At 54.7% G+C, this 24,694-nt stretch carries 20 protein-coding genes; 8 read left to right on the forward strand and 12 right to left on the reverse strand.

Annotated elements, in window-relative coordinates:
* Nucleotides 1–4 precede the first annotated feature (4 nt).
* The gene (locus SH678x_RS21015; protein WP_496920423.1) at nucleotides 5–1,144 is read left to right on the forward strand and encodes a VWA domain-containing protein; all 1,140 of its coding nucleotides are present in this window, start codon (nucleotides 5–7) and stop codon (nucleotides 1,142–1,144) included.
* Between the two features lie 17 nt (nucleotides 1,145–1,161).
* Nucleotides 1,162–1,563 (forward strand): TadE family protein, encoded by a 402-nt coding sequence (locus SH678x_RS21020; RefSeq protein ID WP_496920424.1) that lies wholly within the window; start codon nucleotides 1,162–1,164, stop codon nucleotides 1,561–1,563.
* Between the two features lie 2 nt (nucleotides 1,564–1,565).
* Here SH678x_RS21020 and SH678x_RS21025 read toward each other — a convergent pair whose 3' ends face one another.
* The 4 genes from SH678x_RS21025 to SH678x_RS21040 form a co-directional block, all read right to left on the reverse strand.
* A complete protein-coding gene (locus SH678x_RS21025; protein ID WP_496920425.1) occupies nucleotides 1,566–3,734 on the reverse strand; it encodes an aspartyl protease family protein in 2,169 nt (722 codons plus the stop codon).
* A gap of 290 nt (nucleotides 3,735–4,024) precedes the next feature.
* Entirely contained in the window at nucleotides 4,025–5,332 is a 1,308-nt protein-coding gene (locus SH678x_RS21030) for a UDP-glucose dehydrogenase family protein (RefSeq protein ID WP_496920426.1), read from the reverse strand.
* A gap of 153 nt (nucleotides 5,333–5,485) precedes the next feature.
* Nucleotides 5,486–6,379, reverse strand: coding sequence for a radical SAM protein (locus SH678x_RS21035; RefSeq protein WP_496920427.1), 894 nt, complete (start codon nucleotides 6,377–6,379; stop codon nucleotides 5,486–5,488).
* Nucleotides 6,380–6,445: 66 nt separating this feature from the next.
* Nucleotides 6,446–8,434: an ABC transporter ATP-binding protein gene (locus SH678x_RS21040; protein WP_496920428.1), complete on the reverse strand. Its 1,989-nt coding sequence runs from the start codon at nucleotides 8,432–8,434 to the stop codon at nucleotides 6,446–6,448.
* 307 nt (nucleotides 8,435–8,741) lie between these two features.
* On the opposite strand from SH678x_RS21040, the gene SH678x_RS21045 reads away from it, so the two are divergent.
* The gene (locus tag SH678x_RS21045) at nucleotides 8,742–9,263 is read left to right on the forward strand and encodes a hypothetical protein (protein WP_496920429.1); all 522 of its coding nucleotides are present in this window, start codon (nucleotides 8,742–8,744) and stop codon (nucleotides 9,261–9,263) included.
* A 200-nt stretch (nucleotides 9,264–9,463) separates the two neighbouring features.
* Here SH678x_RS21045 and SH678x_RS21050 read toward each other — a convergent pair whose 3' ends face one another.
* From SH678x_RS21050 to SH678x_RS21075, 6 genes are all read right to left on the reverse strand, one after another.
* Complete coding sequence (locus SH678x_RS21050; RefSeq protein ID WP_496920430.1) at nucleotides 9,464–10,372, reverse strand: PEP-CTERM sorting domain-containing protein; 909 nt, start codon at nucleotides 10,370–10,372, stop codon at nucleotides 9,464–9,466.
* Nucleotides 10,373–10,487: 115 nt separating this feature from the next.
* The gene (locus SH678x_RS21055; protein ID WP_496920431.1) at nucleotides 10,488–11,303 is read right to left on the reverse strand and encodes a PEP-CTERM sorting domain-containing protein; all 816 of its coding nucleotides are present in this window, start codon (nucleotides 11,301–11,303) and stop codon (nucleotides 10,488–10,490) included.
* Nucleotides 11,304–11,391: 88 nt separating this feature from the next.
* Nucleotides 11,392–12,243, reverse strand: coding sequence for a PEP-CTERM sorting domain-containing protein (locus SH678x_RS21060; protein ID WP_496920432.1), 852 nt, complete (start codon nucleotides 12,241–12,243; stop codon nucleotides 11,392–11,394).
* A gap of 187 nt (nucleotides 12,244–12,430) precedes the next feature.
* Nucleotides 12,431–12,640, reverse strand: a complete 210-nt coding sequence (locus SH678x_RS21065) for a hypothetical protein (RefSeq protein WP_496920433.1) — start codon at nucleotides 12,638–12,640, stop codon at nucleotides 12,431–12,433.
* A gap of 68 nt (nucleotides 12,641–12,708) precedes the next feature.
* A complete protein-coding gene (locus tag SH678x_RS21070) occupies nucleotides 12,709–12,909 on the reverse strand; it encodes a hypothetical protein (protein ID WP_496920434.1) in 201 nt (66 codons plus the stop codon).
* 32 nt (nucleotides 12,910–12,941) lie between these two features.
* On the reverse strand, nucleotides 12,942–13,358 hold the full coding sequence (locus SH678x_RS21075) for a hypothetical protein (protein WP_496920435.1): 417 nt from the start codon (nucleotides 13,356–13,358) through the stop codon (nucleotides 12,942–12,944).
* A 735-nt stretch (nucleotides 13,359–14,093) separates the two neighbouring features.
* On the opposite strand from SH678x_RS21075, the gene SH678x_RS21080 reads away from it, so the two are divergent.
* The 3 genes from SH678x_RS21080 to SH678x_RS21090 all read left to right on the forward strand — a co-directional run bounded on the left by SH678x_RS21080 (nucleotide 14,094) and on the right by SH678x_RS21090 (nucleotide 20,741).
* Nucleotides 14,094–18,362 carry a tetratricopeptide repeat protein gene (locus SH678x_RS21080; RefSeq protein ID WP_496920436.1) on the forward strand — a complete coding sequence of 1,423 codons (4,269 nt, stop codon included), beginning with the start codon at nucleotides 14,094–14,096 and terminating at the stop codon, nucleotides 18,360–18,362.
* Between the two features lie 208 nt (nucleotides 18,363–18,570).
* Entirely contained in the window at nucleotides 18,571–20,052 is a 1,482-nt protein-coding gene (locus tag SH678x_RS21085; RefSeq protein WP_496920437.1) for a tetratricopeptide repeat protein, read from the forward strand.
* 107 nt (nucleotides 20,053–20,159) lie between these two features.
* Complete coding sequence (locus tag SH678x_RS21090; RefSeq protein ID WP_496920438.1) at nucleotides 20,160–20,741, forward strand: hypothetical protein; 582 nt, start codon at nucleotides 20,160–20,162, stop codon at nucleotides 20,739–20,741.
* 2 nt (nucleotides 20,742–20,743) lie between these two features.
* Here the strand turns inward: SH678x_RS21090 and floA are convergent, their stop codons facing one another.
* Nucleotides 20,744–21,706 carry a flotillin-like protein FloA gene (gene floA, locus SH678x_RS21095; RefSeq protein ID WP_496920439.1) on the reverse strand — a complete coding sequence of 321 codons (963 nt, stop codon included), beginning with the start codon at nucleotides 21,704–21,706 and terminating at the stop codon, nucleotides 20,744–20,746.
* Between the two features lie 190 nt (nucleotides 21,707–21,896).
* Between floA and SH678x_RS21100 the strand changes: the two genes are divergently transcribed.
* Both SH678x_RS21100 and SH678x_RS21105 read left to right on the forward strand, forming a co-directional pair.
* Entirely contained in the window at nucleotides 21,897–22,514 is a 618-nt protein-coding gene (locus SH678x_RS21100) for a YceI family protein (RefSeq protein ID WP_496920440.1), read from the forward strand.
* A 22-nt stretch (nucleotides 22,515–22,536) separates the two neighbouring features.
* Nucleotides 22,537–23,460 (forward strand): hypothetical protein, encoded by a 924-nt coding sequence (locus SH678x_RS21105; protein WP_496920441.1) that lies wholly within the window; start codon nucleotides 22,537–22,539, stop codon nucleotides 23,458–23,460.
* Between the two features lie 70 nt (nucleotides 23,461–23,530).
* Here SH678x_RS21105 and mnmA read toward each other — a convergent pair whose 3' ends face one another.
* Nucleotides 23,531–24,646, reverse strand: coding sequence for a tRNA 2-thiouridine(34) synthase MnmA (mnmA, locus tag SH678x_RS21110; protein ID WP_496920442.1), 1,116 nt, complete (start codon nucleotides 24,644–24,646; stop codon nucleotides 23,531–23,533).
* Nucleotides 24,647–24,694 lie beyond the last annotated feature (48 nt).

Genomic DNA, 24,694 nt, shown 5'->3' on the forward strand with positions numbered 1-24,694 from the left:
CCGTATGGCTACTCAACTTCTCAAATCGTTTTGCAATCGCCGATCGCCTCGCCGCGGTGCGATGATGGTGCTGATCGCGATCACTCTTCCGATCATAATCATCATCGCAGCGTTCGCGCTCGACGTGGCGTGGATGCAATTGGTGCGTACCGAACTACGTACGGCAACCGACTCGGCCTCACGCGCTGGGGCTAAGACGTTGTCGCTTAAACAAAACACCACCGATGCCCGCAACGCCGCCAAGCAAGCGGCGCTCCGTAATACCGTGGCGGGCGATCCCTTGCAGCTTCGCAACAGCGAGATCGAATTCGGCATTGGCCGGCAATCGTCGGAAACTTCGCGTTTCAATTTTACACCCGGAGGCACGTTGTTGAACGCGGTCCGGGTAACCGGCAATCGCACCGCAGCCTCAATCGATGGTCCGGTCGATTTGTTCCTGGGCCGCGTGCTCGGCGTCAATACTTTTGAACCGACACAGGTTGCAGCTTCGACACAGCTAGACCGCGACATCTGCCTGGTTGTGGATCGCAGCGGTTCGATGATGGAAAAGATCACGGGCAGCGGCCTGGCTGGCAAGACTTGCGATCCGCCACACCCCACCAAAAGCCGCTGGGGTGCTTTGAACATCGCCGTGGAAAGTTTTGTGGACGAATTGGAAGGAACCGCACAAGAAGAACAATGCGCGTTGGTCAGCTATTCGTCCTCGGGACGTGAGTGCAATATCTCGTTCACAACTTCAGATATTAACGCCGACCTGGCTCTCACTTACGCCAAGATCCGCAGCGAAATGGCCAAACTGAGCAGTAAGCCAGTTAAAGGGAATACCGCCATCTCCGCGGGCATCGACAATGGCATCAAAGTTCTCACGGGCTCAAAAGCCCGTCCCTATGCTTTGAAGTCAATCGTGCTGATGACTGACGGTTTACATAACTCAGGCAAAGAACCGATACTTTCGGCGCAAACGGCTGCTACTAAGAACATCGTGATTAACACCGTGACATTTGGTAACAGTGCTGACATCACTCGCATGAAGGCCGTCGCCGCGGCCACCGGCGGACGTCACTTCCACGCGACCGATACAGCCACACTGCAAAGTATCTTCCGCGAGATCGCTTCGACCTTGCCGGTGCTCACCACCCAGTGATTTCAGAGACATTCACTATGTTTGCTACGAACAGAACGATCCGCCGCGGGGCAACAACGGTCGAATTCGCAATCGTGGTCCCCGTGTTTTTCCTGCTGCTCACGGCGGCCTTTGAGTTCAGTCGGTTAAACGTCATCCGTCACACGGCCGACAACGCCGCCTACGAAGCGGCACGAGCCGCGATGGTCCCCGGCGCAACCGCCGCGGAAGCGACTGCCAAAGCGAATAGCATTATGGCCGCAGTCGGCGCACGCGGAGCAACCGTGACAGTTACGCCTACGGCTTTGGGGCCGGAAGTCGACACGATCAACGTGAAAATCGACGTCCCTTTGAATCAAAACGGCTGGATAGCGCCGAAGTTCACGGGCAATCGCACACTCACGGCGCAATCGACGTTGAAAACAGAGCGGGCGGAGTAACTTCACGCGCGCCGTCGATTGCACAGCCCTACGCCCAGCCCACAAGCAATCAGCACCAGCCCCGTTGGTTCCGGAACGCTGACCAAGCCGTTCAACGCTCCGTTGCCGTAGTGGGTTTGCCAATCGGCGAGATTTCCAAGGCTCGGGTTGCGTTGCCAGGCCAGCAAGTCACGGCCATCGACGTCGCCGTCGCCGTCGAAATCTCCCGGGGTGCCCAGGCCGAGAACTTTCAAACGAACGCTGCTGGCGAGGTATTCCACGTCCCATTGATAGCCGCCGGGGAGATTCAGATTCTCAAACTCCCCGAAGACGCCATCGGTGGCAGTCGTTAAAAAAGTGAACGTGTTGCCGATGGCGGGGAGAAATCCGTTGGCAAACGTCACTTCCAGCGTGCCATCCAAAAAGGCAAAGCGGCTTACGGCCAACACGTCATACTGAGTGCTGGCGGTCGTGCCCCCGAGCTGAATCGCAAGCGTGCCATCGTCGAGATTGGAAAAGTCGCCAGTGATCGAAAGTGTTCCCAGCGAGTTGCCTGGTTCGACGCGGCCACCTAAATTTCTGACTGCACCATTGATCGGCCCCGTGCCGACAAACACCGTTCCATTGCCGCGAAGAACGCCCCCTTCGATGTTGATGAATTGGGCATCGAGCTTGCTGCTCGCGCCATTCAGGCTGATCGTGCCTCCTTGCTCGATGCGCGTTTCGCCAAACGTGGTGAACACCTGTGTTCCCGAGATTTGTAGGGCCATCGAGTGATTGGCTGTTCCAGCAACCACAAGCTGATTGACGATCTGATTGCCGTTCGCGTTAACGAATTGAGACGGAACGGTGGTGTTGCGCAGTTCGGCAACCCAGCTGACATCTGGCGTGCCGTTGGCGGACCAGTTTGTCGCCGTGTTGAAATTCGTTTGCGCGATTGTGCTCGACCAGATATGAGTCGTTGTCACGGGATCACTAATAAACAGACTCGGGCCAATCCCTCCTTGGCCACGAGAGGGATTGGCATCGATCACCAAATCGCGCCCGGTGAACAAGTGCATGCCAAGAATACCGTCGATCACGTTGCCAGGATCGTTAGGATTGGTGACATCGAGCACCGCGACAGGCACATTGTGCAACGTGAACGTGCCCCCCACGGTATCTATGTTTAATTCATCGATGTAAAAACCGGGCACGCCCCCTGAGACGCCGCCGGAACCTTCGACTTCCAGAATAAAGTCGGGCGTATCAAGGATCGCATCAAAGCCAAGCCGCGCGGCGGTGAGTTCGCTGACGACGGTCAGATCGGCACCGGTGTCGAATAGGAATTCCTTATCTTGAAACGATCGCGTGCCGTTGGCCATATCGACATCGAGAAATAAGCCACCGCCGTTGCCATTGCTGTCTTGGACAACCGACGGTGAGGCAGGGTTGTCGTGAATCGTGATTTCTCCACCACCACCAAGAACATCGCCAATATCCAAGTTGTACACAAACTGCGGGCCCTGAATGAAACCGATGCCCGGCTTGAGTTTCAAAGGAGCGCGGCGAGTGATCCCCTCGGCAGCACCGGTCCCGAGTTCGACAAAATCCACCTGCGGCGTCCGAACCGTGCGGCCATTGTGCTGGAAGATCAACGGCTCGCTATTGCGAATCGCGACGGCATGCTGGGCGACCATCGGTAAACCGAGAATGTTTGGCAATCCCCATTCACTGGGCGCGGTCAGAGTCGCGATGCTTGTTTGCCCACGGATTTGATTGGGACTGTTGGGTGTGTACGTCGTGCCGTTGAACGACAGATCGCCAAAGCCCGAGGCATAGATGCCCATCGCGTCGTTGATCTCCATCAAGATCGTTCCAGTTGCACCACCAATTTCTTGCAGGTTCTCGCCACGCAAGCCGTTGCCTTGGATGTTGAACCCCGCAAAGGCTTGCTGGGTGATGATGTGCGTAGCGGCGCCACTGTCGAGCAATGCGATATCCATATAGGAATTTAGAAGTGGTGACCCCAATCCAACGGCGGCATCAGCAATGAACGGAATCGAGCCGAGGTCCAAATCTTCGAGCGTCTTGTGCTCGTCGGTCATGCCGATGCCGACAAACGGGATAAAGCCTCCCAGGGGAACTTTGGCCACGGCCAATTGAGTTGAATAGGCCAACACCAAGGTAGCAACAAGCGTACGTGCAATCATCGGAGCATTCCTTATCTGCGGTATCACCACGGTGAACCGTGCGGCAAATGAGAGGATGAGCCAACGGCTCGCGAGTGCGAAACACTCCACAGAGAAATTGCCGACAACCCCTGAAGTCGGCGCCGCGTAGCCAATGCCTAGCATCAGCCCGTGCGAGATCGTGCCCCTCTAATCCTAAGAGACGGTCTCTGCTCCCCAACTGATAGGCTAAACCAGCCCGAGGTGGGGGTCAAGGAAAGGAGTTACCAAGGAAGGTTGCTGGCTGCCGCCAGCGGCTACTAAATATCAAACTAGACCGCAGGGCGACCGATGCTGTGGTACTGGAAGCCCAACGCTTGCATCCGTTCGGGATCGTATAAATTGCGGCCATCCAAAACCGTGGGCGTGCGCATCAGGGACCTCATCTCGTCAAAATTCGGCCGTTTGTAATCATTCCATTCGGTCATGATGCAGAGGGCATCGGCCCCGACAAGTGCGGGCATCTGTAGTTCGCAGTAGGTGAGTTTGTCGCCGTAAATCTTGCGAACATTGGCCATCGCTTCGGGATCGTGGACCTGAACCTTCGCCCCTTCGGCCAATAGAAAATCAATCAGAGTCAGGGCCGGAGCCTCGCGGATGTCGTCAGTTCGTGGCTTAAACGAGAGCCCCCAAATCGCGACGGTTTTTTCCTGAAGACTCGAACCAAAGACCGTTTTGAGCTTTTCGATCACGACCTGTTTCTGGCAGTCGTTGACTTCATCGACGGCTTCCAGCATGCGCGGTTCGATACCATGGTCTTTGGCCATCGAGGCAAGTGCTCGCACGTCCTTGGGAAAACAACTGCCGCCATAACCTACACCGGGAAACAAAAAGGCAAAACCAATGCGACTGTCGTGGCCGATGCCGCGGCGGACGTCGTTGATGTCACCTCCCATGCGCTCGCATAGATTGGCCATCTCGTTGATAAAGCTAATCTTCGTGGCCAGCAGTGCGTTGGCCACATACTTGGTCATCTCCGCGCTTTCGGGAGTCATCACCAGGAACGGATGCTCCGTGCGGAGGAATGGTTCGTAAAGTTGCCGCAGCACGTCGGCCGCACGCTCACTGCGCACACCGACAACAACACGGTCGGGCTTATTGAAGTCGTCGATGGCGGCCCCTTCTTTGAGAAACTCGGGGTTGCTCGCGACTTCGCATTCACGACCGGTGAGTTCCTTGAGCATCGCGAAGATACGAGCATTCGTACCGACGGGGACAGTGCTCTTAGTCACAACGACCGCATCGGCCCGCAGATGAGGAGCGACACCTTGGACGACTTTCCACAACGCAGACAGATCGGCGGCACCGTCGGACCCTTGAGGCGTGCCTACCGCGAGGTAAATGATTTCAGCAGACGCTACGGCCGCGGCCAAGTTCGTGGTGAATGTCAATCGCTTGGCTTGTAGGTTATGCGTCACCATGTCGGCGAGTCCAGGCTCGTAGATGGGAATCTCGCCCTTGCTGAGGGCCGCGACCTTGGCGGCATCGATGTCGACGCAGGTGACGTTGTTGCCACTGTCGGCGAAACATGTCCCCGTGACCAAACCCACATAGCCTGTACCGATAACCGCGATTTCCATCGAATGACCTTAGCCTGAATAAGTGACTGCCAATACGCTCCGTAGGCGGGCGTAAATTCAGCATAGTTGGTTGCGACGACGAGGAAAACTGATCGAACCGGCTGGGTGACCCAGGGTGGCGATTTCCGCGACCGATTGGTCGCAATGACACGATTATTCCGGTGGGGAATTGTCGTTCTGATAGCTGGAATTGCCGTAAAACGGTGCCGCAGCGAGTCCGGCGCGATCCTGGACTAGCTGGGCAACCGCATCGACTTCGGCATCTGTTAACGGGCTGACAAACCCTTCGGCAGGGCGGCGGGCCACCGTATAAACCTGCACTAGGCTAATCTTTCCACCAGCGAGGACTATTTCCTGCAGGCGATCGCAATACGCTTCGAGTTCCGCTTGAGTGGGGGCTTCACCCGCCACGCGCATGAACAACGATTGAATCACGAGGGGTCGAACGCGGGCCGCAGCGGTGATGTTTTCCAAGATCTGAGTGAACGGAATCGGCGTGCGGTCGATCAGCTTGAAATACTCTGAGGTGCCAGCATCGAGCTTGGCCCAAATCTCGCCGTTGTTCGAATCCAAAATTTCGAGCCCGCGCTGAACGTGCGGTCGGTGAAACATGCTGGCGTTGGTGATCAACACCATCTTCACCTCGTCGAGACATAACTCACGCTTCAATGCGGCGCAGGTTTCGATGATCGTATCGAAGTTGCGATAGGTCGTCGGTTCGCCATCGCCCGAGAAGGCGATGTCGTTAAGTCGCCGTAAAGCGAGCGGCGTGGCGCGGAACTTGGAAGTCTCGTAGATTTCACCCGAGGCCACAGCCTGCAAAACGTCACGCAGCTCGGCGACCAGCGCATCGAGCTCCACAAACTGAGTTTCGCTTTGAGTGCTGCGGTCGACTTGGCAGTAGATGCAGTCGAAGTTGCAGACTTTGTCGGGATTGAGATTCACACCGACCGAAATGCCGCGCGAACGCCGACTCAGAACCGGATAGACGAACCGGTAATTCTCAAACGAACGTTCGTGCAGGGTGTGGAGTTGGTGCGCGGGCATGAATCAATGATACGCCAAGTCATGAGGCTTGGCGAATACGCTCCGGAACATACTTGTCGCGGCGAATTAAGCCGCCGCCGGATGATTCAGATGCGCCAACCGCCGGAAAAGTTCGCACCGACCGGCCAATTCGTTGAAATTGCCCGTATCGATGATGTGACCCTCATCCATCACGACGATGCGAGTCGCCAGGGCCAGCGTGCTAGGGCGATGGGTAATCATGAACACAGTGCGGCCCTTCACGAACTTCTCGAGCACTTCGTGGATGAGGGCTTCGCTTTCAACGTCGATTTGGCTCGTAGCTTCGTCGAGAATCAAAATTTCGGGATCGCGGAGGATCGCCCGGGCGAGAGCGAGCCTCTGTCGCTGCCCACCGGAAAGCCGGTTGCCGCTGGGGCCACAGACCGTTTGGTAACCTTCGGCGAGCGTCGTCGTGACAAATCGGTGAGCATGCGCCTGCTTGGCGGCGTCCATGACTTGCTCATCAGTCGCCCCCGGCGAGCCATAGCGAATGTTGTTCATTACGGTGTCGTCAAATAGCAGAGTCTCTTGGGTGACGACACCGATTCGCTGGCGTAGATCGTTAGGCCGCATGTCGCGGAGATCAATGCCGCTCACTGTCACCGAACCAGCCGTGGGATCGTAGAACCGCGGCAGCAGATTCATGAGCGTCGACTTACCACAACCATTGGGGCCCAAGATCGCGATCGTTTCGCCACGTTTTACTTCCAGGCTGATATTGTCGAGCACCAACTCCGTGGGCTTGTACGAGAAGGAAATATCGTTGAACGCGATATCACCCAAACGGGTTGGCAAACTCAAAGGCTCGGCGGGAACTTTCAGTTGCGTTGTGCGATCCATCAGCTCGCTCACTCGGTCACTCGCCGCGGAGGCGCGCTGCAAATAGCTGAACACGCTGGATATTCGTTGCGAGGGTTCGATGATGCCGATCAGCAAGGCATAAAACGCCGTGAGCATACCGTGGGACAGCGGCTCACGGCTAATGCGTATGCCAAAGAGATGAGTTTCTTGATTGAGAACCAAGTATCCGCCCGCCGTGACAACGCCGACGATGATCGCTAAACCGAAGGTCTCGGTCAGCGGTCCGACCAGCGAATCATAGAGGGCAATACGCATCGAACGGCGATAGAATTTGCGGGAGAGGAGGTGAAAACGGCTCCGCTCGTGGGATTCCATCGTGAAGGCTTTAATGACCTTGATACCGTCAAAGGTTTCTTCCAAGTGATCGTAGACAATCGACAATTCCTGTAAGGCGCGGCGATTGGCACGCTTGAGAGATTTGGCGAGCGTATGAATGGCGAACGCGGCAGGTGGCGCGCAGATGACCGTCACGAGCAGCAATTGCCAACTGATAATCGCGGCAAAGACCAAGCAGGTAATCATTTTGAGCGGCTCGCGGATGCCGATGCCAAAAAGTACCTGTACTCCCAGACCAATCCATTCAAGATCAGTCGTGAACCGCGTCATCAGTTCACCATTGGTCGTTTGGCGCAGCGTGCCGAGATCAAGCCGCAAGGTTTTTCGATAAAAATCCTTGCGAACTTGCAGGCTAGTCAAGTTACCGATCTTGGCTACCAGCAGCGTGTTCGCCACTCGAAATGCGCTCTTGAGAATGGTGCTGACGACCAAAAAGCTGCAAATCAGCACCAGTGTGCCGAACGGAGTGGCTGGGAGCCATTTCTTGGCGACGGGCAACACTTCTTTAAAACCAGCCTGCCACCATTCTTGCTTGACACGATCGCTTTGCAACGTATTGAGCTTGGCCCGAATGCTGGCATCGTCCGCGATCTTAAGTTGCTTTTCCGACGCGGCAATTTCGACGTCGATCGCGGCAATTTGCTGCGAACGGCTCACGATGCGATCTTCGATCAAACCGGGTATCGCCTTGCCGTGCATCACGCCATCAACGATCGGCATCATTGCCGAGAAGTTCGCCGCCCATAGAAAGGCAATGCCGAACGAGCAGAGCACCGAGCCGGCCACGGTCCAGCGATAGCGCAAGGCCATGCGGGCAAAGCGGGCAAAACTATTCATGGATCATCCTTGATCGCGGGAATACTTTGTCGAAGGGAAGTGCGGTTCTAACACATTCCCCCAGGGGGACCAAGGTCGCTGATTGTTGTTGCACAATTCACTGGGAGCAGCACGCCAATTCATGAAAGTGCTAGCACACTCAAGTCTTCCGAATTGTTGGATTCTACCGATTTTTGCGCCGATACCAATTTTACGAGGTTGCTCCCACGGCGCGCTCAAACCGCGCCGCCCGCTGCGAGCGAGAAAGATTGGATTCTCGCCGCCTACTCCAAACCCAGGAGCTGCCTCGCTTTCAGGGGGAATTCTGATGAAACATTTCTTGTTTGTGGTGGCTATGCTTGCGCTGGCCACGACCGGCTGTGCTGGTAAACGGATGATGGGCTGTGGCGATCCTTGTTGCGGAGCGCCTTCTTGCGACCCCGCCTGCGGTTGCTGCGAGCCTGAATGTGGTGTTTGTGATCCGTGCTGCGGCGACAACTGCTGCACCGATGGTTGCTGCACGGACGGTAGTTGCGGCGCGAACGGCTGTGGCTTAGGCCGCGGCGGTTGCGGCTTGGGTGGTGGCGCTTGCGGCGTAGGCAATGGCTGCGGCGCAGGTGGCGGTCGCCAAGTTTGCGGTGCCTGCGGCGGTGGAGGCTGCCAAGCTTGTGGTGGTTGTGGATTCGTCGGTGCCTTGGCGAGCGGCTTCTGCCCTCATGCCGGCGGCTATCCCGAATCTTACAATTTCACCCCCGGTCCACCTGTTGGCCAGACCGCTTATCCCTACTACACGACCCGCGGTCCACGTGACTTTTTGCAGAATAATCCTCCTTCAATCGGCCCTTATTGAGCCGACTGAAAGAAGGATTTGCGAAACTTAGCGTTGAAGGGAAACACACGCTAATTGGAGAGCCAGCCGCCCGTGCAGGGATGCACATGAGGCGGCTGGTTTTATTGTTAGATAAAATTTATTGTTGAATAAAAGGCCCGTTTCCTTGCCCGCACCACCGGGCAAGGAAACGTTCGGCCGTTGAACGCGGCGACTAGTTTCTAGCGCCGGCGTCGCACCACAAATGCGGAACTGGAAAAAGCCAGCAAAAGGAAGCTCGATGGTTCGGGGATCGTATTGATCAAACCATCGGTGAAGCGATTATCGCCGCGTTGTACGGCCATGATCGCTTGGTCGCCCGCTTCAGGATAAGCACCGTAAGGAAATTCGCGTTCCAGCAGCGAAGCATTGAGCAGATACTGCCAACTGCTGATATTGCTGCCATTCCACTTGTAAATCATCCGACCAACTTTCAAGAGGTTGTCGTCTTCGACAACTGCGGAACTGCTGGTGCTCAAAATCAAGACCCCAGCCGCATCGTAACGGTCGATGCGATCAAGATTGGTGATGACGTCGTCGGTGCTTGATCCACGATTGTTGATGATACGCATCAGTATCGCACCGTCGCCACCGTGACCAGCATCCAAGCTGCCGTTGCCGTTGCCATTCAAGAAGGGGGCGGTTGTGCTCACAGTGAAATTGCTGGTCGATGTCCCGAATTTTCCAACGGGCCGCGATGAGCTGCTGATGTCGTCATTCACAACAAGGCCGTCTCCATTGGCAGGTACGTATGGGTTTGGAATAAAGGCAGGCCACCCGGCGGTTATGGCATCGGTATTCACAAACACGCCACCCAAGCCCAGGATTTGATCACCGGGTAGCCACGAAAACTGGCCATCAGCGATTTCCAAATTCGAGCCTGCTTCGACTGCGAAGTTGGCCGAGTAGATATCAAAGCTAAATGTGCCCTCGCCGCGGACGTAAGTGCCATTGGCGAGCGAGTTGCCCCCGAACTCCCAACCGAGATCCACGGCCGGATTACCCGAGGGCGAGAGGGCGAAGGATGTTTGTGCAAAACAGGTGAGCAGCAGTGCGGCTGCGACAGCAGATAGTGAGCGCTGAATAGTCATGGGGAGTGTCCTTTTTAAATATCTCTTGTTGGATCAGAATGATTCGATGTTAGATCGCGCGTCTTAAAAGTCCCTGACCGCAAGATGCGGCCAGGGACATATCTCGAAGAGCCGATTATTTACGACGAGGGCGGAACAAAGTCAGACCCATCGCACTGAGACCGCATAAGGCCAATGAAGCGGGTTCGGGGACCGCGGCAATCGCACGCGAAACCACGTAGCCTTCCATTCCCGAGACATAGCTGCTGAGGGTGTCGCCGAAGACCCAGTTCACGCCGTAGGCAACGTCGGTGCCGAGTTCGCGTGGGGCACCAGTGCCGACACCATTCGGACCGTTGATGTAAGTTGCATCGGGGGGTGCAATCTCGAGTCCGGCCACATCGCCGAATGTCAGTGGACCGTTGATCCCAACCAAGTTGTGTACCCAAGTATTGGTCGCTCCGTAGCCACCACCGATGGTCTCGTAAACCTGAACCGGTTCGCTGGCGATGTCGCCGTAGCTGAGGTTGTAGGTCTTGCTACCGTTGCCGTTCTGTACGAACAGCGGGAAGAAACTGGGGTTCGAAGGCTCATTGGCAAGCACGGCATAGTTGCCCAAACCGTCCGTCACCCAGATGTTAAAGTACGGAGCGACAGCAGGACCTGAGCCCGAGGTGAAGCGAGTGGTGTCGTCGTAGCGAGTGATGGCTAGGCCAGTGATGTCGCCGATCGTCGAACCATTGATATCGTTACTACCCAGCGCCGCTTTCTGGCCCCCTTGGGAGATGACAAACTCCGTGGCACCGGGGACATAAGTGTTGTTCGGCAAAATTCCAGGGGCACCGCCACTTTCGCGAATCACGTAAGAGGTGAAGGCGGCATGAGCGGTTGTGCTGCTGATAGCAAGAGCCAGAGCGAGTGAGCAAACGATGGATTTGATTGTGAAAGACATGAGCGTATTCCTTTGTGTAAGCGCCGTTGCAGACCAACGACAGGATGTGATTAAAAATTTAGATAGAACTTTAAGAAATCGACTGTGACTAAACTTTGCGGCGAGGTCGCAGCAAGAGGCTTCCGACCGCGGACATTCCGAGCAGCATCATGCTGGCGGGTTCTGGAACTGCGAGGGTCAGGCTGGAAGCATCGATGGCCAACAGCGGAAGTTCGTTCCCCGATACCCAGCCGTAACGATTGCCGCCAACCAAGGTCGGTATCAGATCGGTGGGCGTACTGAGGGTCCACGAGTTCACCAGAACGTCGGAGGGGTCATACAGATTCAGGTCAACAGCGAGTACACCGCCGTTGTCGTAGAATTGGTGCTCGAAGGTATACCAACCTGTGGCTGTCACCGCGACCGGATCTTTGCTCGGGTCTTTCGGGAAACTACTCGAGCGGCCACTGTTGTTCTGGCCGTTGATGATGAAGCGGTCCGAGCCGGCGCCGGGGCCAGTCAAGTCCGCATCGGTGTATCCACCGAGAACGAAGGCGAAGTCCCGCAAGTGTGCACCGGCCGAATTGCTGCTGGCGACAACATAGTTGAAGCGGGAATCATTCGTGGCAATGGCTGCTGGGTCCAGGTAGATATCAAGCGATGTAACATAGCCACCGACGGGGAAAGTATCGGTATAGGCGCCAAAGTTTGTCGCGGCATTGGTGGTCGTCCCTATTGCTCCCGGATTCAATACGGCATGGAAGCTACCTTCCGACGATGTGATACCACTCGTTCCCGAGCTGACCCGAACAGGTGTAAAGGACGGTCCGAAGGCGCTCCAACTGGCAACGTCAGTCTCAAACCCCTCTGAAAAATTGCTGGGCGTCGCTGCGGCCGCGCCGGCCACGAGTAGCGAGCAAATTGACAATCCAGCCAGAAGATATTTGGTGAATTTTGACATGAGTGTTTTCCTTAAATTTATCCATCTTGGTGTGTTGATGGACGACGAGTGAAATAGAAAATTAATTGCAATCATGCTTTTGTGTGGTGCGACTGCAAACGGATCAAAAAATACTTGCGAACTAGAATTCAATTCATCAGCAAAACTCCAAAAAACAATTGAACAGCTTGCAAACAATCGGCTGCAATTACGCGGCGAAACGATAGCTCGTTTTGGCAACTCGCTTCTTCGAGCCCGTGTAGGCACTCGAAATAGTCGATGCTGTGTTTCGCATCGAACGACACAGTCCTTTTCTCACGCTGGGCTTGACCGAACATCTCTCCGGGCGGTGCCATTTCTCGTAGCTGGTGATGTCGTCGAGGGCCGATTCATCCTCAATGTGCAAACTGATGGTCATGGGAAAATTCCTTAATTACGTGGGTCTCTTGTGGAAATGTTGCAACCAGTCATGCAACGTGTTTGATTTCAGGCCGCTGGAAATGGCTTGGCCGAGCGAAACATGGACAGAATGTTTCTCGAACGGCGCCGAGCACGACGGTCGAGTTCCGCGCTGATGGGGCGACTCACGCCATCCCCACCAAGAATTCTTAAGAGCAAGAGTTGCTCTGGTGCGACGTTCCGCCAATTGCGGACCGTGAGAGTAGGTGCTGATGATTGAAAGTTCATTAGACGCTCCTTTCCGCGAAACAAGATCTGAATTAGGTTTGTGTTGCCATAACGGGAGCAGATACTGGGAAACTGGCTTCGTAGCACTTATGCAATTCACGCTGCCGTAGCGACGTGGCATATTCAAAAAGCCAGTCTTCCCGAGGGACTTCGCTGAGGACCATCAAGGCCCCCAAAGCTCGTGCGTGAATCTCGTCTTCGAGTGAAACCTGGGATGATGCCAAGAGCCAACGCTGTTGGGGCCAAGCCGACATAATCCGGCCCATCATGTCCCAAATGTTGATCTCGGGGTTATCCAAACCAGCCAGGATCAAGTCGAAGCCAACCAATCGCATCGTGGCGATTGCTTCACGTGTATTTGTCACGCTATAGACATCCAAGAGCGATGCCTTGCTTTCCAAATCTGCCACGCCCACGGCGAGTAGAGTTGGGTGATAGTATTGGTCCATAATGCGCCTGTATCCGTTTTGTTGGCACACACGGCCCTACGTATTGCTGCGCCTATTCGCCTGAGGGCGGCCGTGGCGATGAAGTGGCAGGACCTTAATTTGAGCCGGTCAGCGATATTGCCGCAGCTATTCTCTATCTCGCGAGGGCAAGTATCGGCACATCCATTTTCCGGCCGAGACCATGTCTGGCGTCGGCCGTTGGAAGCGAGCGCCTAGTTTCCAACCATCGATTAGCAGGTCTATCATTGCTACCTATTGAAGTGTCGCGATGTGATGAAGAATTCTTCACGCTCTACGCGGGTGGTTTCACAAGTGCTGCTCAAGCTGCCAGCTCATCCGAAACAGCCCCAATTCTCCGCACAAACGGCCTTGGCAGGGGAGGTCGTCGGGCCTGTACCGGTTAGAGCGTCCCGGCGGGTTCAGGCGTCGTTGACAGCCTAGAACTCGGGTATAGGATGAAGACTGAATTTGTTCAGAAGGTCCGGGAAAAACTAGACTTAAGGCAGGTCGATCATGCGGCGTGGTCAGGGGTAGGGTCCCTCCAGCGAAGTTGATTCTTGCCACTGACTGGCAGCTCTTCAGGATGTTGTTTCAGGGATGAGTACCGCACTGCGGTATCAAAACATCTGCCAGCATGATTTAAGCCGACCTGCTTTTCGATTCGTAGCGTCTTGGAATATCAAAAATTAGCCTTGAAACATCCTCTTAGCATTCATCGTCGGAATGTGAGACACCATGCAACGATATCGCGTTAATTACAAACTTCTCCTCAGTGTGTTCATCGGCGTCGTCGTATTTGGCGTCGGGATGTATTTTTTGCAGCAGTGGCAAGTGAGTCGCAAGGCCAGTTGGTTCCGCGATAGTGCCAAAGTCGCTCTTGATGAAGGCAAGACCCAAGAAGCATTTGACATGCTCTTGAAGTATGTGCAACTGCGACGCGACGAGGAGGAACCCCGCATCGAGTTGGCCAACATCGGCATCCAAATGCTCGACGATCCCAAAACTCCTATAGAAATGAAATATAAGGCGTATGCATTTTTAGAAGAAACTGCGCGCCGCACTGGGGATCCCAAGCTGCGTCGCAAGTTCGTGGAATTGAACATCGCATCTCGTCCGCAAGATGCACTGATGCACCTCGAGGAACTTATTCACGACGATCCCGCTGATACCGAATTGCTGGCGATGCAGCTGCAAGCGCTCTATCGAGTGAAGGGAAACAAGCCAGCACTCGAAGCAGGCTACAAATTGGTGGGCTACGATCAGGTCAAGGAAACTTTTGATCCCGCCAAAGCCCCCGCTAAGAATCGCCCAGAAGTCTACAGCATGCTGGCTGGCTTGGCGATGGAAAACAATCAGGACAAAGAGCAGGCGCAACAGTTTATTGACGAAATGATCAAGCAGAATCCGGATTCTGCAGAGGCCTTTTTGAATCAATCTGTTTTTCTCCGCACGGTGGAAAAATCCGACGAGGCGAAGCAATCCCTTGAAAAGGCCTATGAACTCGATCCGGACAATATCGACGTGTTGCAGCAAAAAGGTTTGGTGGCTCTTGAAGAGAAAGACTATGAGCTTGCCACAAAAATCTTTACCGACGCGCTCAAAAAGCATCCCGACCGGTTGGTGTTGTACGACATGCTGTCCCGCGTGCAAATCCAGCAAGAACAATTAGACGATGCTCTCAAGACGCTTGAGCAAGGTGAAAAACAAGCTGGCGACGAGCGGGCCATGGTTTTTACTCGCAATAAGATCAATATCTATTTCCAAAAGGCCGATTTTCCAGCCGTCGAGAAGGAGCTCGAAAAACTGGCGAAGTCGAATAACCCGTCTCTGGTCCCGTATATCGATTTTTCCAAGGCTCGGATCGCGTGGCAGAAGCAAGAATGGAGTGAAGCCGCTCGTCAACTGCAGAAAGTGCGGCCTCTGTTGATCGATTTTCCGATCGAGCAGTCTATGGCTGGTGCTTTACTAGCGACTAGCTACGAACGGCAGGGCAAACTCGACTTAGCGCGGCAAGTCTATGCGGAAGTGTTGGAGAAGAACCCCAACTACGAAGCCGCCAAGATGGGATTGCAAGCCCTTGAAGCTCGTTTAGGAGTTTCAAATGACGATGAAGCGCTGGACCTGGATAAAGCGATCGATGAAATGTCGAAGCTGCCCGAGGCCTCTCAAGATTGGGCCAAAGTCGACGCCATGATTAAGCAAATTGCCAAAGAACGTGAATTCACCGAAGCACGCACAAAGTTAGTGCAGGCCAATGTGATGCTGAAACGAAAGAAATTTGAGGAAGCCAAGCAACTCATCCGTGATGCCGCGGCATTAGAACCTGACAATATCAATATCAGCTTTGCAGCCATTTCCTTGTTGAGTGCAGATCCTGACGCGGGCCCTGAAAAAGCCTTGGCACTGCTCGACAAGCTTGAGGGCAGAAGCGGGGACAATCTTCGCCTGCGCGCCACGCGGGCCCAATTGCTGAGGGCGGCGCAACCTGAAGATGTTGCCGAACAACTTGAAGCTTTAGCGGAAGGGATTGATAGCTGGACGCCAGCCGAGCAAGCCGAGTTGTTCGCGACGATTTCTGCTCAGTTCGAAGGGCTTAGACAACTTGATAAAGCTCGAGAATATCTACAACGCACCATCAAATTGATGCCTGACAGTTTGCCGGCAAGAGTGCGTTTGTTTGAAATCGCGTTTCAGGAACACAATGTCGACCAGATGCGTAAGGCTGAAGAGTCGATACTAGAAATCGTTAAGGACAAAGAGGATGGCAACTACATCCACTCCGTCGTGCGCCGTTTGATGTGGGAATACACTCAGCAAAAAGTCCTCAAAGAAGAACTCGTTGATGCCCGCACGAAGCTCGATGCCGTACTCAAGCGTCGTCCTCAATGGGCTGAACTGCACATTCTTTACGGCCAATTACTTTTGGTCTTGGAACAGGATCAAGAGATAGCACTCCAGCATTTGGAGGATGCCCTAAAATATGGCCCGCCGAATGCGAATGCACTTGCTTTGCAGGTGAAACTTTTAGGACAACGTGGCCAGATGCAGGAAGCGCGCCAGAAGCTCGATATGATTCCCGAGCCGATGCGACTCCCATTATTGGGCCGCTCGGAAGCCGAAGTTTTATTGGTTACCGACGCCAAAGACAAGGCGTTTGAATCGGCCCAAAAGATCGCCGAACTTGAATCCGAGAATGCCACGACTCAAGTTTGGTTTGCTCGCATTGCCAACGAAGTCGGCAAATACGATGAGGCAACAGAAGCACTCGCCAAAGCCACGGAACTCCAACCGACGGAAGCCGACATCTGGATGCAGCTGTTGGCGATTAATGCTTCTCAGAAAGACTCCGCTGCGATTGAGGACACCCTGCGCCGGGCACAACTCGCAATTGAAGGAGATTTTCTGCCCCTTTTGACCGCCAAAAAGTTCGAATTAGTTGGAGATTGGCAAGCTGCTGAAAAGCTGTATCTCGCGAATTTCTCGGATCGCTTGGAGGATCCGGCCGTTGCTCAGAGGATGGCGGAGTTTTATTTGCTGTGGGCTCAGCAAGGCAAGCTGCCGGCCAGTAAAGCGGCACCACACATCAATACCATTCTGCGGCTAGCCAACGAAGGAAAAGTTGATCGCAATAATCCTTATGTTGCCTGGGCACGAGACAAAGCAGCCCGCATGTTGACCTTGGGCGGCGATTATCAGCAGTCGCTGAAAGCACAAAAATTGTTGGGCAACGAGGGCGATATGAATGATATTCCGCTCCCCGAAAAGGCCCTGCTGGCGGAGATATTAGCGTCTCGAAGTGAGCCTCGCGCTCAGCTTAAGGCCATCGAAATCCTTTCCGACATGGATCGCTCGGTCGCAATTACGAAATCGGGCGTACTTTCGCTTGCTCGGCTGTTGAGCAAGAAGGGCGACTCGGAACGGAGTAATGAATTGTTGACCAATGCGATTTTAAAGTTCGGCGACGACGAACAAGTGCGGGCCACGTTTATTGACCTGCTTATAGAGCGTGCCGAGTTCAATGCAGCTAATAAGCAATTGGAAGACTTGAAGAAGATCGATCCAAAAAGCCAAGCTTATATCTCGCTCAGCATCAAGCTCGCGGCGGCAAGCGGCAACCAAGCCAAGTTGCTGTCATTGCTCAAGAGTTTGCTGCCACCGAATTTGACAGGTGCGCTCGATCAGAAGCAATTGGAAAGCATTTTGATGGTCGCTCGCTTAGCAACAGAACACGAGCAATTCGACTTGGCGGCTCAGCTTTATCCGCTGTACGTGCAACGAACCAATCAGGGTGCCCTGGAATATGCTCGCTTCTTGTCGCTGCATGGCGACCCCACCAAAGCGATTGAGTTACTCAAGCAGTTATTCCCCAAGCAAATGGATGACGTACTGCAAATCTGTGCTGAAATGCTACGCACAAGGCGTCAAGATCTTGGTGACAAGTTCGATGCTGATGTCGATGCGATGATGGCATCCGCACTACGTGACGACCCAGAATCCGTTCGACGGATGTTGCTCGAAGCAGAGATTTTGGAAACTCAAGCCAAATACGAAGAGAGCGTAGCGAAATATGATAATGTTCTCAAACGCGACGACGTGCCACGCATGATGTCCGCGGCGGCCAAGAACAACTTGGGCTTTTTGTTGACGTTATTGAATCAACGGACGGACGAAGCTGAGCAGTTGATTAACGAAGCTTTGGAGGTCTACGGCCCTGTCGACGATATTCTTGATACACGTGCCGTGGTGCGGATGGCACGCAAGGATTACGATGCCGCTGTTGAGGACATGTCTTTAGCGACCTCATTGAGTAATGATCCCATAAAATTTTATCATTTCGCGAAGGCCAATCTCCTCGCGGGGAACGATCAAGCAGCTCTCAAAGCCTGGGAAAAAGCTCAGAAACTTGGCTTTACCAAAGAGAAGCTTCCCGTACTTGAACGGCCAGATTATGACCAAGTTAAGGGAAACATTGAGGGGCTGCGGACCCAAAATGCTAAGCTTTGATACGAGCCAATATTCTAGGTTTTGACGACAATTTAAGAACTATCAGCGAGCCGGTACGGCAAAAAAAATGTTGCCTGCCGGCTCGTTTCAAGTTTATGATGGCATCTTTTCAGGAGGAACAGCTGATCCCAGGATGTGGATCGGACAGCCCATCGGGTTGTCGTGACATTTAACGATCATTGGAATGCATTCCTGTGGAGCTTCATCGATGAAAACACCCGTACAGCTATTCCGTTCCGCACTGCAGCGACTCGGATTCTTCTCGATCATCTTGGCTAGCCTGACAACTAGCGCAGTGCTGCGTGCCCAAGATTCAACGGAGATTACCGCCTTATATGGCCGGGGAGTTCATGCCTTCTTTGCGGGCTCTACCACCAAAGCGGAAGAAGCTTTTGCTCAGTGTATTGCCGCAGGATCGACCGACCCGCGTGTCTATTATTTTCGGGGAATTTCACTCCTTCGTGAAGGACGCCAGTCCGAGGCGGAAGAAGATTTGCGCATCGGAGCCATGTACGAGGCTCGTGATCCAGGACGACGATTTGCGATAGGTAATGCATTGCAGCGCATCCAAGGTCCCGATCGAATCACTCTCGAAGAATTTCGCCGTCAAGCACGCGTCGACAAAGTTCAGCAAAACCGCAGTCAGTCTCAACAGCGCTATGAGCAACTTCGCTCACGGGAGGGCGATGTGTTGCATCGCAGCCAACCGGTTCCGCTCGAACAATTGGTCGAGCCCTCCCTGGATTTCCATGGCACGCCACAAGCGACTCCTCAGCCTGAAATCACGGAGGTGCCCGTAGAGACTCCTCCCGTCACCCCCGAACCCACGCCGAAAGTGACTCCGGCCCCGCTAGAGCAACCAGCCGCTCAGACTGATTTGTTTGGTGAACCGGCCCCAGAAGAAACTCCTGCATCACAAACGCCTGCAGTTGAAGCGCCCGCGGTTGTAACTCCTGCGGAAAATGTGCCGCCCGTGGCTCAACCGACGACCGACCCGGCATCTGCCGTGGAAGACGACCCCTTTGGTTCCGAACAAGCAGCAGAAACAACGCCTCCAGCGGTCACGCCTGAACCAGCCCCAGCGGTCGAGGATGAGGTGTTTGGAACCCCTGCCCCGGCTTCGGATCCAGGTCCCGCAGTCGAGGAGACCGCTCCTGCTGTAACAGCACCAGCCGAAGAAGATCCTTTTGGGGCAGCCGACGCCGCGTCCGTCGAGGAAGCCCCTGCCACAATAACTCCGGTGGAAGAAACCCCGGCAGCTGAAGACGACGTCTTTGGTGACTCAGAAGCCACTCCCGCCGTAGAATCCCCAGCCACGACAGCTCCCGCGGAAGAAACACCCGCTGCAGAGGACGATCCTTTTGGAACCGAGGAAAGTACTCCTGCGGAGACCACCCCTTTTGAATCTACTCCTAGCGAGGAAGTACCTGCTGATTCTGATCCATTTGGTGCCGAAGCTACCGAAACTGACGCTGCGGAAGCTGAGCCAGCTGAAACTGAGGGGGAAGAATCCGCAGATGCTGCCGATGATCCGGACAACCAGGATCCGTTCAATGAAGAACCGGCTGAAGTTGAAGACGACCAAGCCGCCGAGGAATCTACCGAGGAAGAAGAAACTAACGCCACGGAAAGCGACGAGCCCGAAGATGAATCGTCTCCTGAAGAAGAAGATCCATTCGGCGGTTTTTAATTACGGTGATGAAACGGAGCGCCCCCTAGGTGGTCGCCAGACCAGAAGAATATGCAGGCATAACTTTGTTTTCACAATTACAGCTAGTCGCACTTTACGGATCCCTCTTGGCAGCGATGCTGATGCTGCCGGGTTGCGGTGGACCGGAAATGCCCGTTCCGCCGGCTCGGGAATCGACGAATCCGGCGGAGGATGACTTAACTTGGATCATCGAGCGTATGGAACATGCGCTGAGGATGTTTCAACCTCCCAGTAATATGGGATTGAGCATTAAGCGCGACATAGCCTATAAGGTCATCCCTCCCTCCGATAAGCAGCCTGATTATACGGCGATTGTCACGGTTACGACCAAAACGATCTATAACCATGGCATGGTTGCTTCGACTCGAGAACGCGAGCAGTCCAAGAAGAATGCCACGAAGGGCGATATAAAGCTCGACGATCCTTACCAACTGCCAAACGAAGAAGGATTGGATGATCTTGGCATCGACGTTCCCTCGGTGGAGCAACCTACGAGGGAGGTCCCTGCCCCAGTGATTCCCGCGCAGCGTGCCGTTGAGAAGCGTGAATTTCTATTGAAATATGTCAACGACCAGTGGGAATTACAAACCAAAGATCTTGAAGAGTCGGAGAAAATGTGGTTCGATTACGCCCTACAAACTGGCGAATTTGGTCCAAATCAACCGTAGTTTCAAGTCCCGTTTTTGCTTATGCGTTCTAGATTGCCGTTGCGAAACGCATCGGCCATAGCCATCGGCACCTCGGCCTGGGCTAAGATCACCGAAGCGCGATTCTCGACCACCTTGGCCTTCATTTCCTGCTCACGGGCAATCGCATCGGCACGACGTTGCTCGGCGAGTGCTTGAGCTTTCCGCGTGTCGGCTTCAGCTTGATCGGCTTGTAAACGAGCGCCAATGTTTTCTCCTACGTCGATGTCGGCGATGTCAATCGACACGATTTCAAACGCCGTGTGTGCATCGAGCCCACGCTTGAGCACCGCCTTGGAAATCCGATCTGGGTTCTCCATCACAGTGAGATGATCGGGCGAGGAACCAATCGAGGTAATAATACCTTCACCCACGCGAGCAACGATTGTGTCTTCGGTAGCTCCACCAATGAGTTGTGCGAGATTCGTACGAACTGTCACACGAGCGCGAATTTTGAGTTCCACGCCGTTCTTCGCCACGGCACTCAAAAACGCGCGATCTGATTTCTCAGGGTTGGGGCAATCAATCACTTTGGGATTCACGCTCGTGCGGACGGCATCAAGCACATCGCGGCCAGCGAGATCGATCGCGGCGGCTTTGTCGAAATCCAAATCGATGTCGGCCCGTTGGGCAGCGATAATCGCGTTGATCACGCGTGGCACATCGCCGCCAGCAAGATAATGCGCTTCCAAGCGACGAGTCGTGATGCCCGTGGTAGGGTCAGTTCCCACGCCGGCTTGCATCGCCATGATTTTGCCTTCAACGATCACGCGCGAATTGACTTGTCGTAGTCCCATGCCGATGAGGCTGAATATGCTCACCCGGGCATTGGACATGTAGGCTTGCAGCCAAATTTTGAAATACTTGGCCGCCATCACAAACAGCACCAACAAGAGAAACAGGGCAACACCAATCGCTGCCATGATGAGCATTTGCTGTGTCGTCATAGGTACATCTCGGAGCATATTCGTGGGTCGGGGTTGCTAGCGGGCACTTGCAGCATAATACCGTACTTTCAGTGCGGCTGAAAGCAGAGTCTGCCGCCGGGAACCCGACGAGAACTTGCCGGATCGAAATGAATCGCGTTCAATGGGAAGCACGTGAAGGTGATTTTCTAACCCACACAGGAGTCTCGTGATGAAGTCTTTCGCTGCTCATGCCCTTGTTTTGCTCGCTTTGTCTCTCGGCGCACAACCGGCTGTCCACGCTGCCGATAGTTATGTTGTCGACCCTTCGCACACTTCGGTGATCTTCGGCATCAGCCACATGGGTTTCAGCTACACCTATGGGCGTTTCAACAAGGTTGCTGGGAGTTATGTGCTGGATGAAGCTAACCCCGCTGAGAGCAGCTTTCAGCTCACCATCGACGCGGCGAGCATCGACACGAACGATGCCAAGCGGGACGGACATCTCCGTGGCGCGGATTTCTTGAGCACCAATGAATTTCCCACGATCACATTCCAAAGCACCGAAGTGAAAGCCGAGTCGGCCGGAGCTGGTGCACCACCAGAGGGAAGTGCTGGGGCTGTCGTGTATCAGGTGACCGGTGATCTCACGATGCACGGCGTAACGCGCAAGGTGACTTTACCGTTGCGGCTTCTGAAGGTCGGCGTGAGCCCGATGGATAATAAAAAGCATTCCGGCTTCCTCTGCGAAACCCAGCTCTTGCGGAGCGAATTCGGCATGACGAACATGATCCCCGGCATCGGCGATGAAGTGGCCGTGACGATCAGCTTCGAGGGTGTTGCGGAATAATCGCCGTACAATTCCGACTAAGATGGTGACTCCAGCCGACATTTTGCTGGGTGGAATCTTGCCAGGCATTTTGGCAGTGGTGACGCTCGCACTCGTTTGGAAATTCACACACAACGCCGCGAGTAGTTGGCGGACCGCAGCTGTTGTGAGTTTTCTTGCTGGGATGTGGGCGCTCGATGCGCAGGGTGTCGGGGTGGCGTCTGCCATTGCCAAGGCCGTGCGGATCACGCAGGCGAAAGATTTCTTGCCTCTCATGGTGATCCTTGCAGTTATGCCTGATGCCGTTGCCACTCGTAGCAACCGCGATGCGAAGTTCGCATGGTTGCTACGAGTGGCACTTTGTGCGTTTCTTCCCTGGCGTTTGTTATGGGGAACAAAGTACCTGCCGAAGGTTGCCCCGCCACCGGGCTTTGACACCGGTGCGTGGTCAATTACCGAAGCGATTTTGGGGATCGGCGGTATCGCCTTGGCGATGCTCGCGACATGGGCACTTGTTCGTGGTGAAACCACGGAATTGCCGCGTTTGCGTTCCGTTCTCGCTGTGCTCGCCACCTTTGCGGCTTCGGTGACGGTCGCGCTCTCGGGCTCTATCACTTACGGGCAACTCATGGGCGTTCTCGTCGCCACGCTTACCGGTTGCGCGCTTGCGGCTTGGATTTTCAAGCTGGCTCGCGGACCGGACGCCGCGGCGGGGCCGATTGTGATTGCGTTTAGCAGTGTGTTGGTGCTCGCTCATTTCTTCGCGGAGCTGAAATTGCTTTACGCGTTGCTGCTACTCGTGGGTTTTGCGGTGGGCGCGGGTTGGTTTTTTCCGAGCAAAAAGTGGAGCACCCCGGTGCGCTGCGCGGTGTGTTTGTTGGCAATTAGTGTGGCCGTGGTGATGGCTGGAATGGACTTCGCCGCGGCGCAAGCGGAAGCGGCGAATAATCCGTATGTGAGTTTGTAGCGCGATCACACAAATAGCCGCGACTCAACGAGTTGCAGGTCGTCGATGTGTCACATCGCGGCTAGACAAATTACGAATCGATCCAGCCGCCGCCGAGGGTGCGGTCGCCGTCGTAACAAACGACCGCTTGTCCCGGCGCAACGCCGTGTTGCGGCTCGTCGAATTCTACCGCGAATTGTCGTCCCGGAAGTAGCTTCACGCTCGCCCCAACCGGTCGCGTGTTGTAACGAATCTGGACCTGGCAATGGCGCGGCACATCCTCGGCGGGGACCAACCAATTTGCCGCAGAAGCGGTGAGCGATTCTTGCACGAGTTCATCGCGATTCCCCAACACCACCCGGCGCGTGTGCGGTTCGATTCGCACCACGAACTTTGGTTCGCCCAATGCAATACCAAGTCCTTTGCGCTGACCGACGGTGAAACCTTCGATCCCAGGGTGCGTGCCGACAACGGTGCCATCGGTCGTAACAAATTCGCCCGCCGTATCAACATCATCCCGCTGGGCACGAATGAAATCCGAATAGTGACCCTGCGTAACGAAACAGATTTCCTGGCTATCTTTCTTCTCGGCGACGTTGAAGCCTAACTCGCCGGCGATACGGCGGATCTCAGGCTTTTCAAAATCGCCCACGGGGAGCAGCATGCGGCTCAAATATTTCTTGTCGATGCCAAAGAGCACGTAGGATTGATCCTTCGCCGCATCACGGCCTCGCAAGAGTGCTGGTACACCGCTAAAAGTTTGTTCCAATCGTGCGTAATGCCCCGTGGCTACGAACTCGGCGCTCACGCTGTCGGCATAATCAAACAGCTTGCCGAACTTGATCCAGTTGTTGCACTGCACGCACGGATTGGGCGTGCGGCCCGCCGTGTACTCGTCGACAAAGTAGTCGATTATGCGGCCAAACTCTTCTTCCAAATTCAAAGCGTAGAACGGAATTCCCAAGCGATCCGCCACCCGACGGGCGTCTGCGGCATCAGCGGCGGTGCAACAGCCTTGCTTGTGGTCGAGGCGGTTGATGATGGGAAGGGCACCACCGCTCACTGAAGTGGGCTCGCCGCAGGCGACGGGGGATTGATGCCCATGGCGCATGAAGACGCCGATCACCTCGTGGCCCTCTTGGATCAACAAGTGGGCCGCGACGCTCGAATCGACTCCCCCGGACATGGCTAATACGACACGCGACATAATTTGAGTTTATGCCGGTCGCAGACCGTGGGCTACCGCCCTGGGCTA

This window comes from Bythopirellula superficialaquae, from assembly GCF_059632245.1.

What these genes read in the sequence shown, in the direction of transcription:
- SH678x_RS21015 (WP_496920423.1), top strand. Translation starts at nt 5, where the DNA reads ATGGCTACTCAACTTCTCAAATCGTTTTGCAATCGCCGATCGCCTCGC.
- SH678x_RS21020 (WP_496920424.1), top strand. Translation starts at nt 1,162, where the DNA reads ATGTTTGCTACGAACAGAACGATCCGCCGCGGGGCAACAACGGTCGAA.
- SH678x_RS21025 (WP_496920425.1), bottom strand. Translation starts at nt 3,734, where the DNA reads ATGATTGCACGTACGCTTGTTGCTACCTTGGTGTTGGCCTATTCAACT.
- SH678x_RS21030 (WP_496920426.1), bottom strand. Translation starts at nt 5,332, where the DNA reads ATGGAAATCGCGGTTATCGGTACAGGCTATGTGGGTTTGGTCACGGGG.
- SH678x_RS21035 (WP_496920427.1), bottom strand. Translation starts at nt 6,379, where the DNA reads ATGCCCGCGCACCAACTCCACACCCTGCACGAACGTTCGTTTGAGAAT.
- SH678x_RS21040 (WP_496920428.1), bottom strand. Translation starts at nt 8,434, where the DNA reads ATGAATAGTTTTGCCCGCTTTGCCCGCATGGCCTTGCGCTATCGCTGG.
- SH678x_RS21045 (WP_496920429.1), top strand. Translation starts at nt 8,742, where the DNA reads ATGAAACATTTCTTGTTTGTGGTGGCTATGCTTGCGCTGGCCACGACC.
- SH678x_RS21050 (WP_496920430.1), bottom strand. Translation starts at nt 10,372, where the DNA reads ATGACTATTCAGCGCTCACTATCTGCTGTCGCAGCCGCACTGCTGCTC.
- SH678x_RS21055 (WP_496920431.1), bottom strand. Translation starts at nt 11,303, where the DNA reads ATGTCTTTCACAATCAAATCCATCGTTTGCTCACTCGCTCTGGCTCTT.
- SH678x_RS21060 (WP_496920432.1), bottom strand. Translation starts at nt 12,243, where the DNA reads ATGTCAAAATTCACCAAATATCTTCTGGCTGGATTGTCAATTTGCTCG.
- SH678x_RS21065 (WP_496920433.1), bottom strand. Translation starts at nt 12,640, where the DNA reads ATGACCATCAGTTTGCACATTGAGGATGAATCGGCCCTCGACGACATC.
- SH678x_RS21070 (WP_496920434.1), bottom strand. Translation starts at nt 12,909, where the DNA reads ATGAACTTTCAATCATCAGCACCTACTCTCACGGTCCGCAATTGGCGG.
- SH678x_RS21075 (WP_496920435.1), bottom strand. Translation starts at nt 13,358, where the DNA reads ATGGACCAATACTATCACCCAACTCTACTCGCCGTGGGCGTGGCAGAT.
- SH678x_RS21080 (WP_496920436.1), top strand. Translation starts at nt 14,094, where the DNA reads ATGCAACGATATCGCGTTAATTACAAACTTCTCCTCAGTGTGTTCATC.
- SH678x_RS21085 (WP_496920437.1), top strand. Translation starts at nt 18,571, where the DNA reads ATGAAAACACCCGTACAGCTATTCCGTTCCGCACTGCAGCGACTCGGA.
- floA (WP_496920439.1), bottom strand. Translation starts at nt 21,706, where the DNA reads ATGACGACACAGCAAATGCTCATCATGGCAGCGATTGGTGTTGCCCTG.
- SH678x_RS21100 (WP_496920440.1), top strand. Translation starts at nt 21,897, where the DNA reads ATGAAGTCTTTCGCTGCTCATGCCCTTGTTTTGCTCGCTTTGTCTCTC.
- SH678x_RS21105 (WP_496920441.1), top strand. Translation starts at nt 22,537, where the DNA reads ATGGTGACTCCAGCCGACATTTTGCTGGGTGGAATCTTGCCAGGCATT.
- mnmA (WP_496920442.1), bottom strand. Translation starts at nt 24,646, where the DNA reads ATGTCGCGTGTCGTATTAGCCATGTCCGGGGGAGTCGATTCGAGCGTC.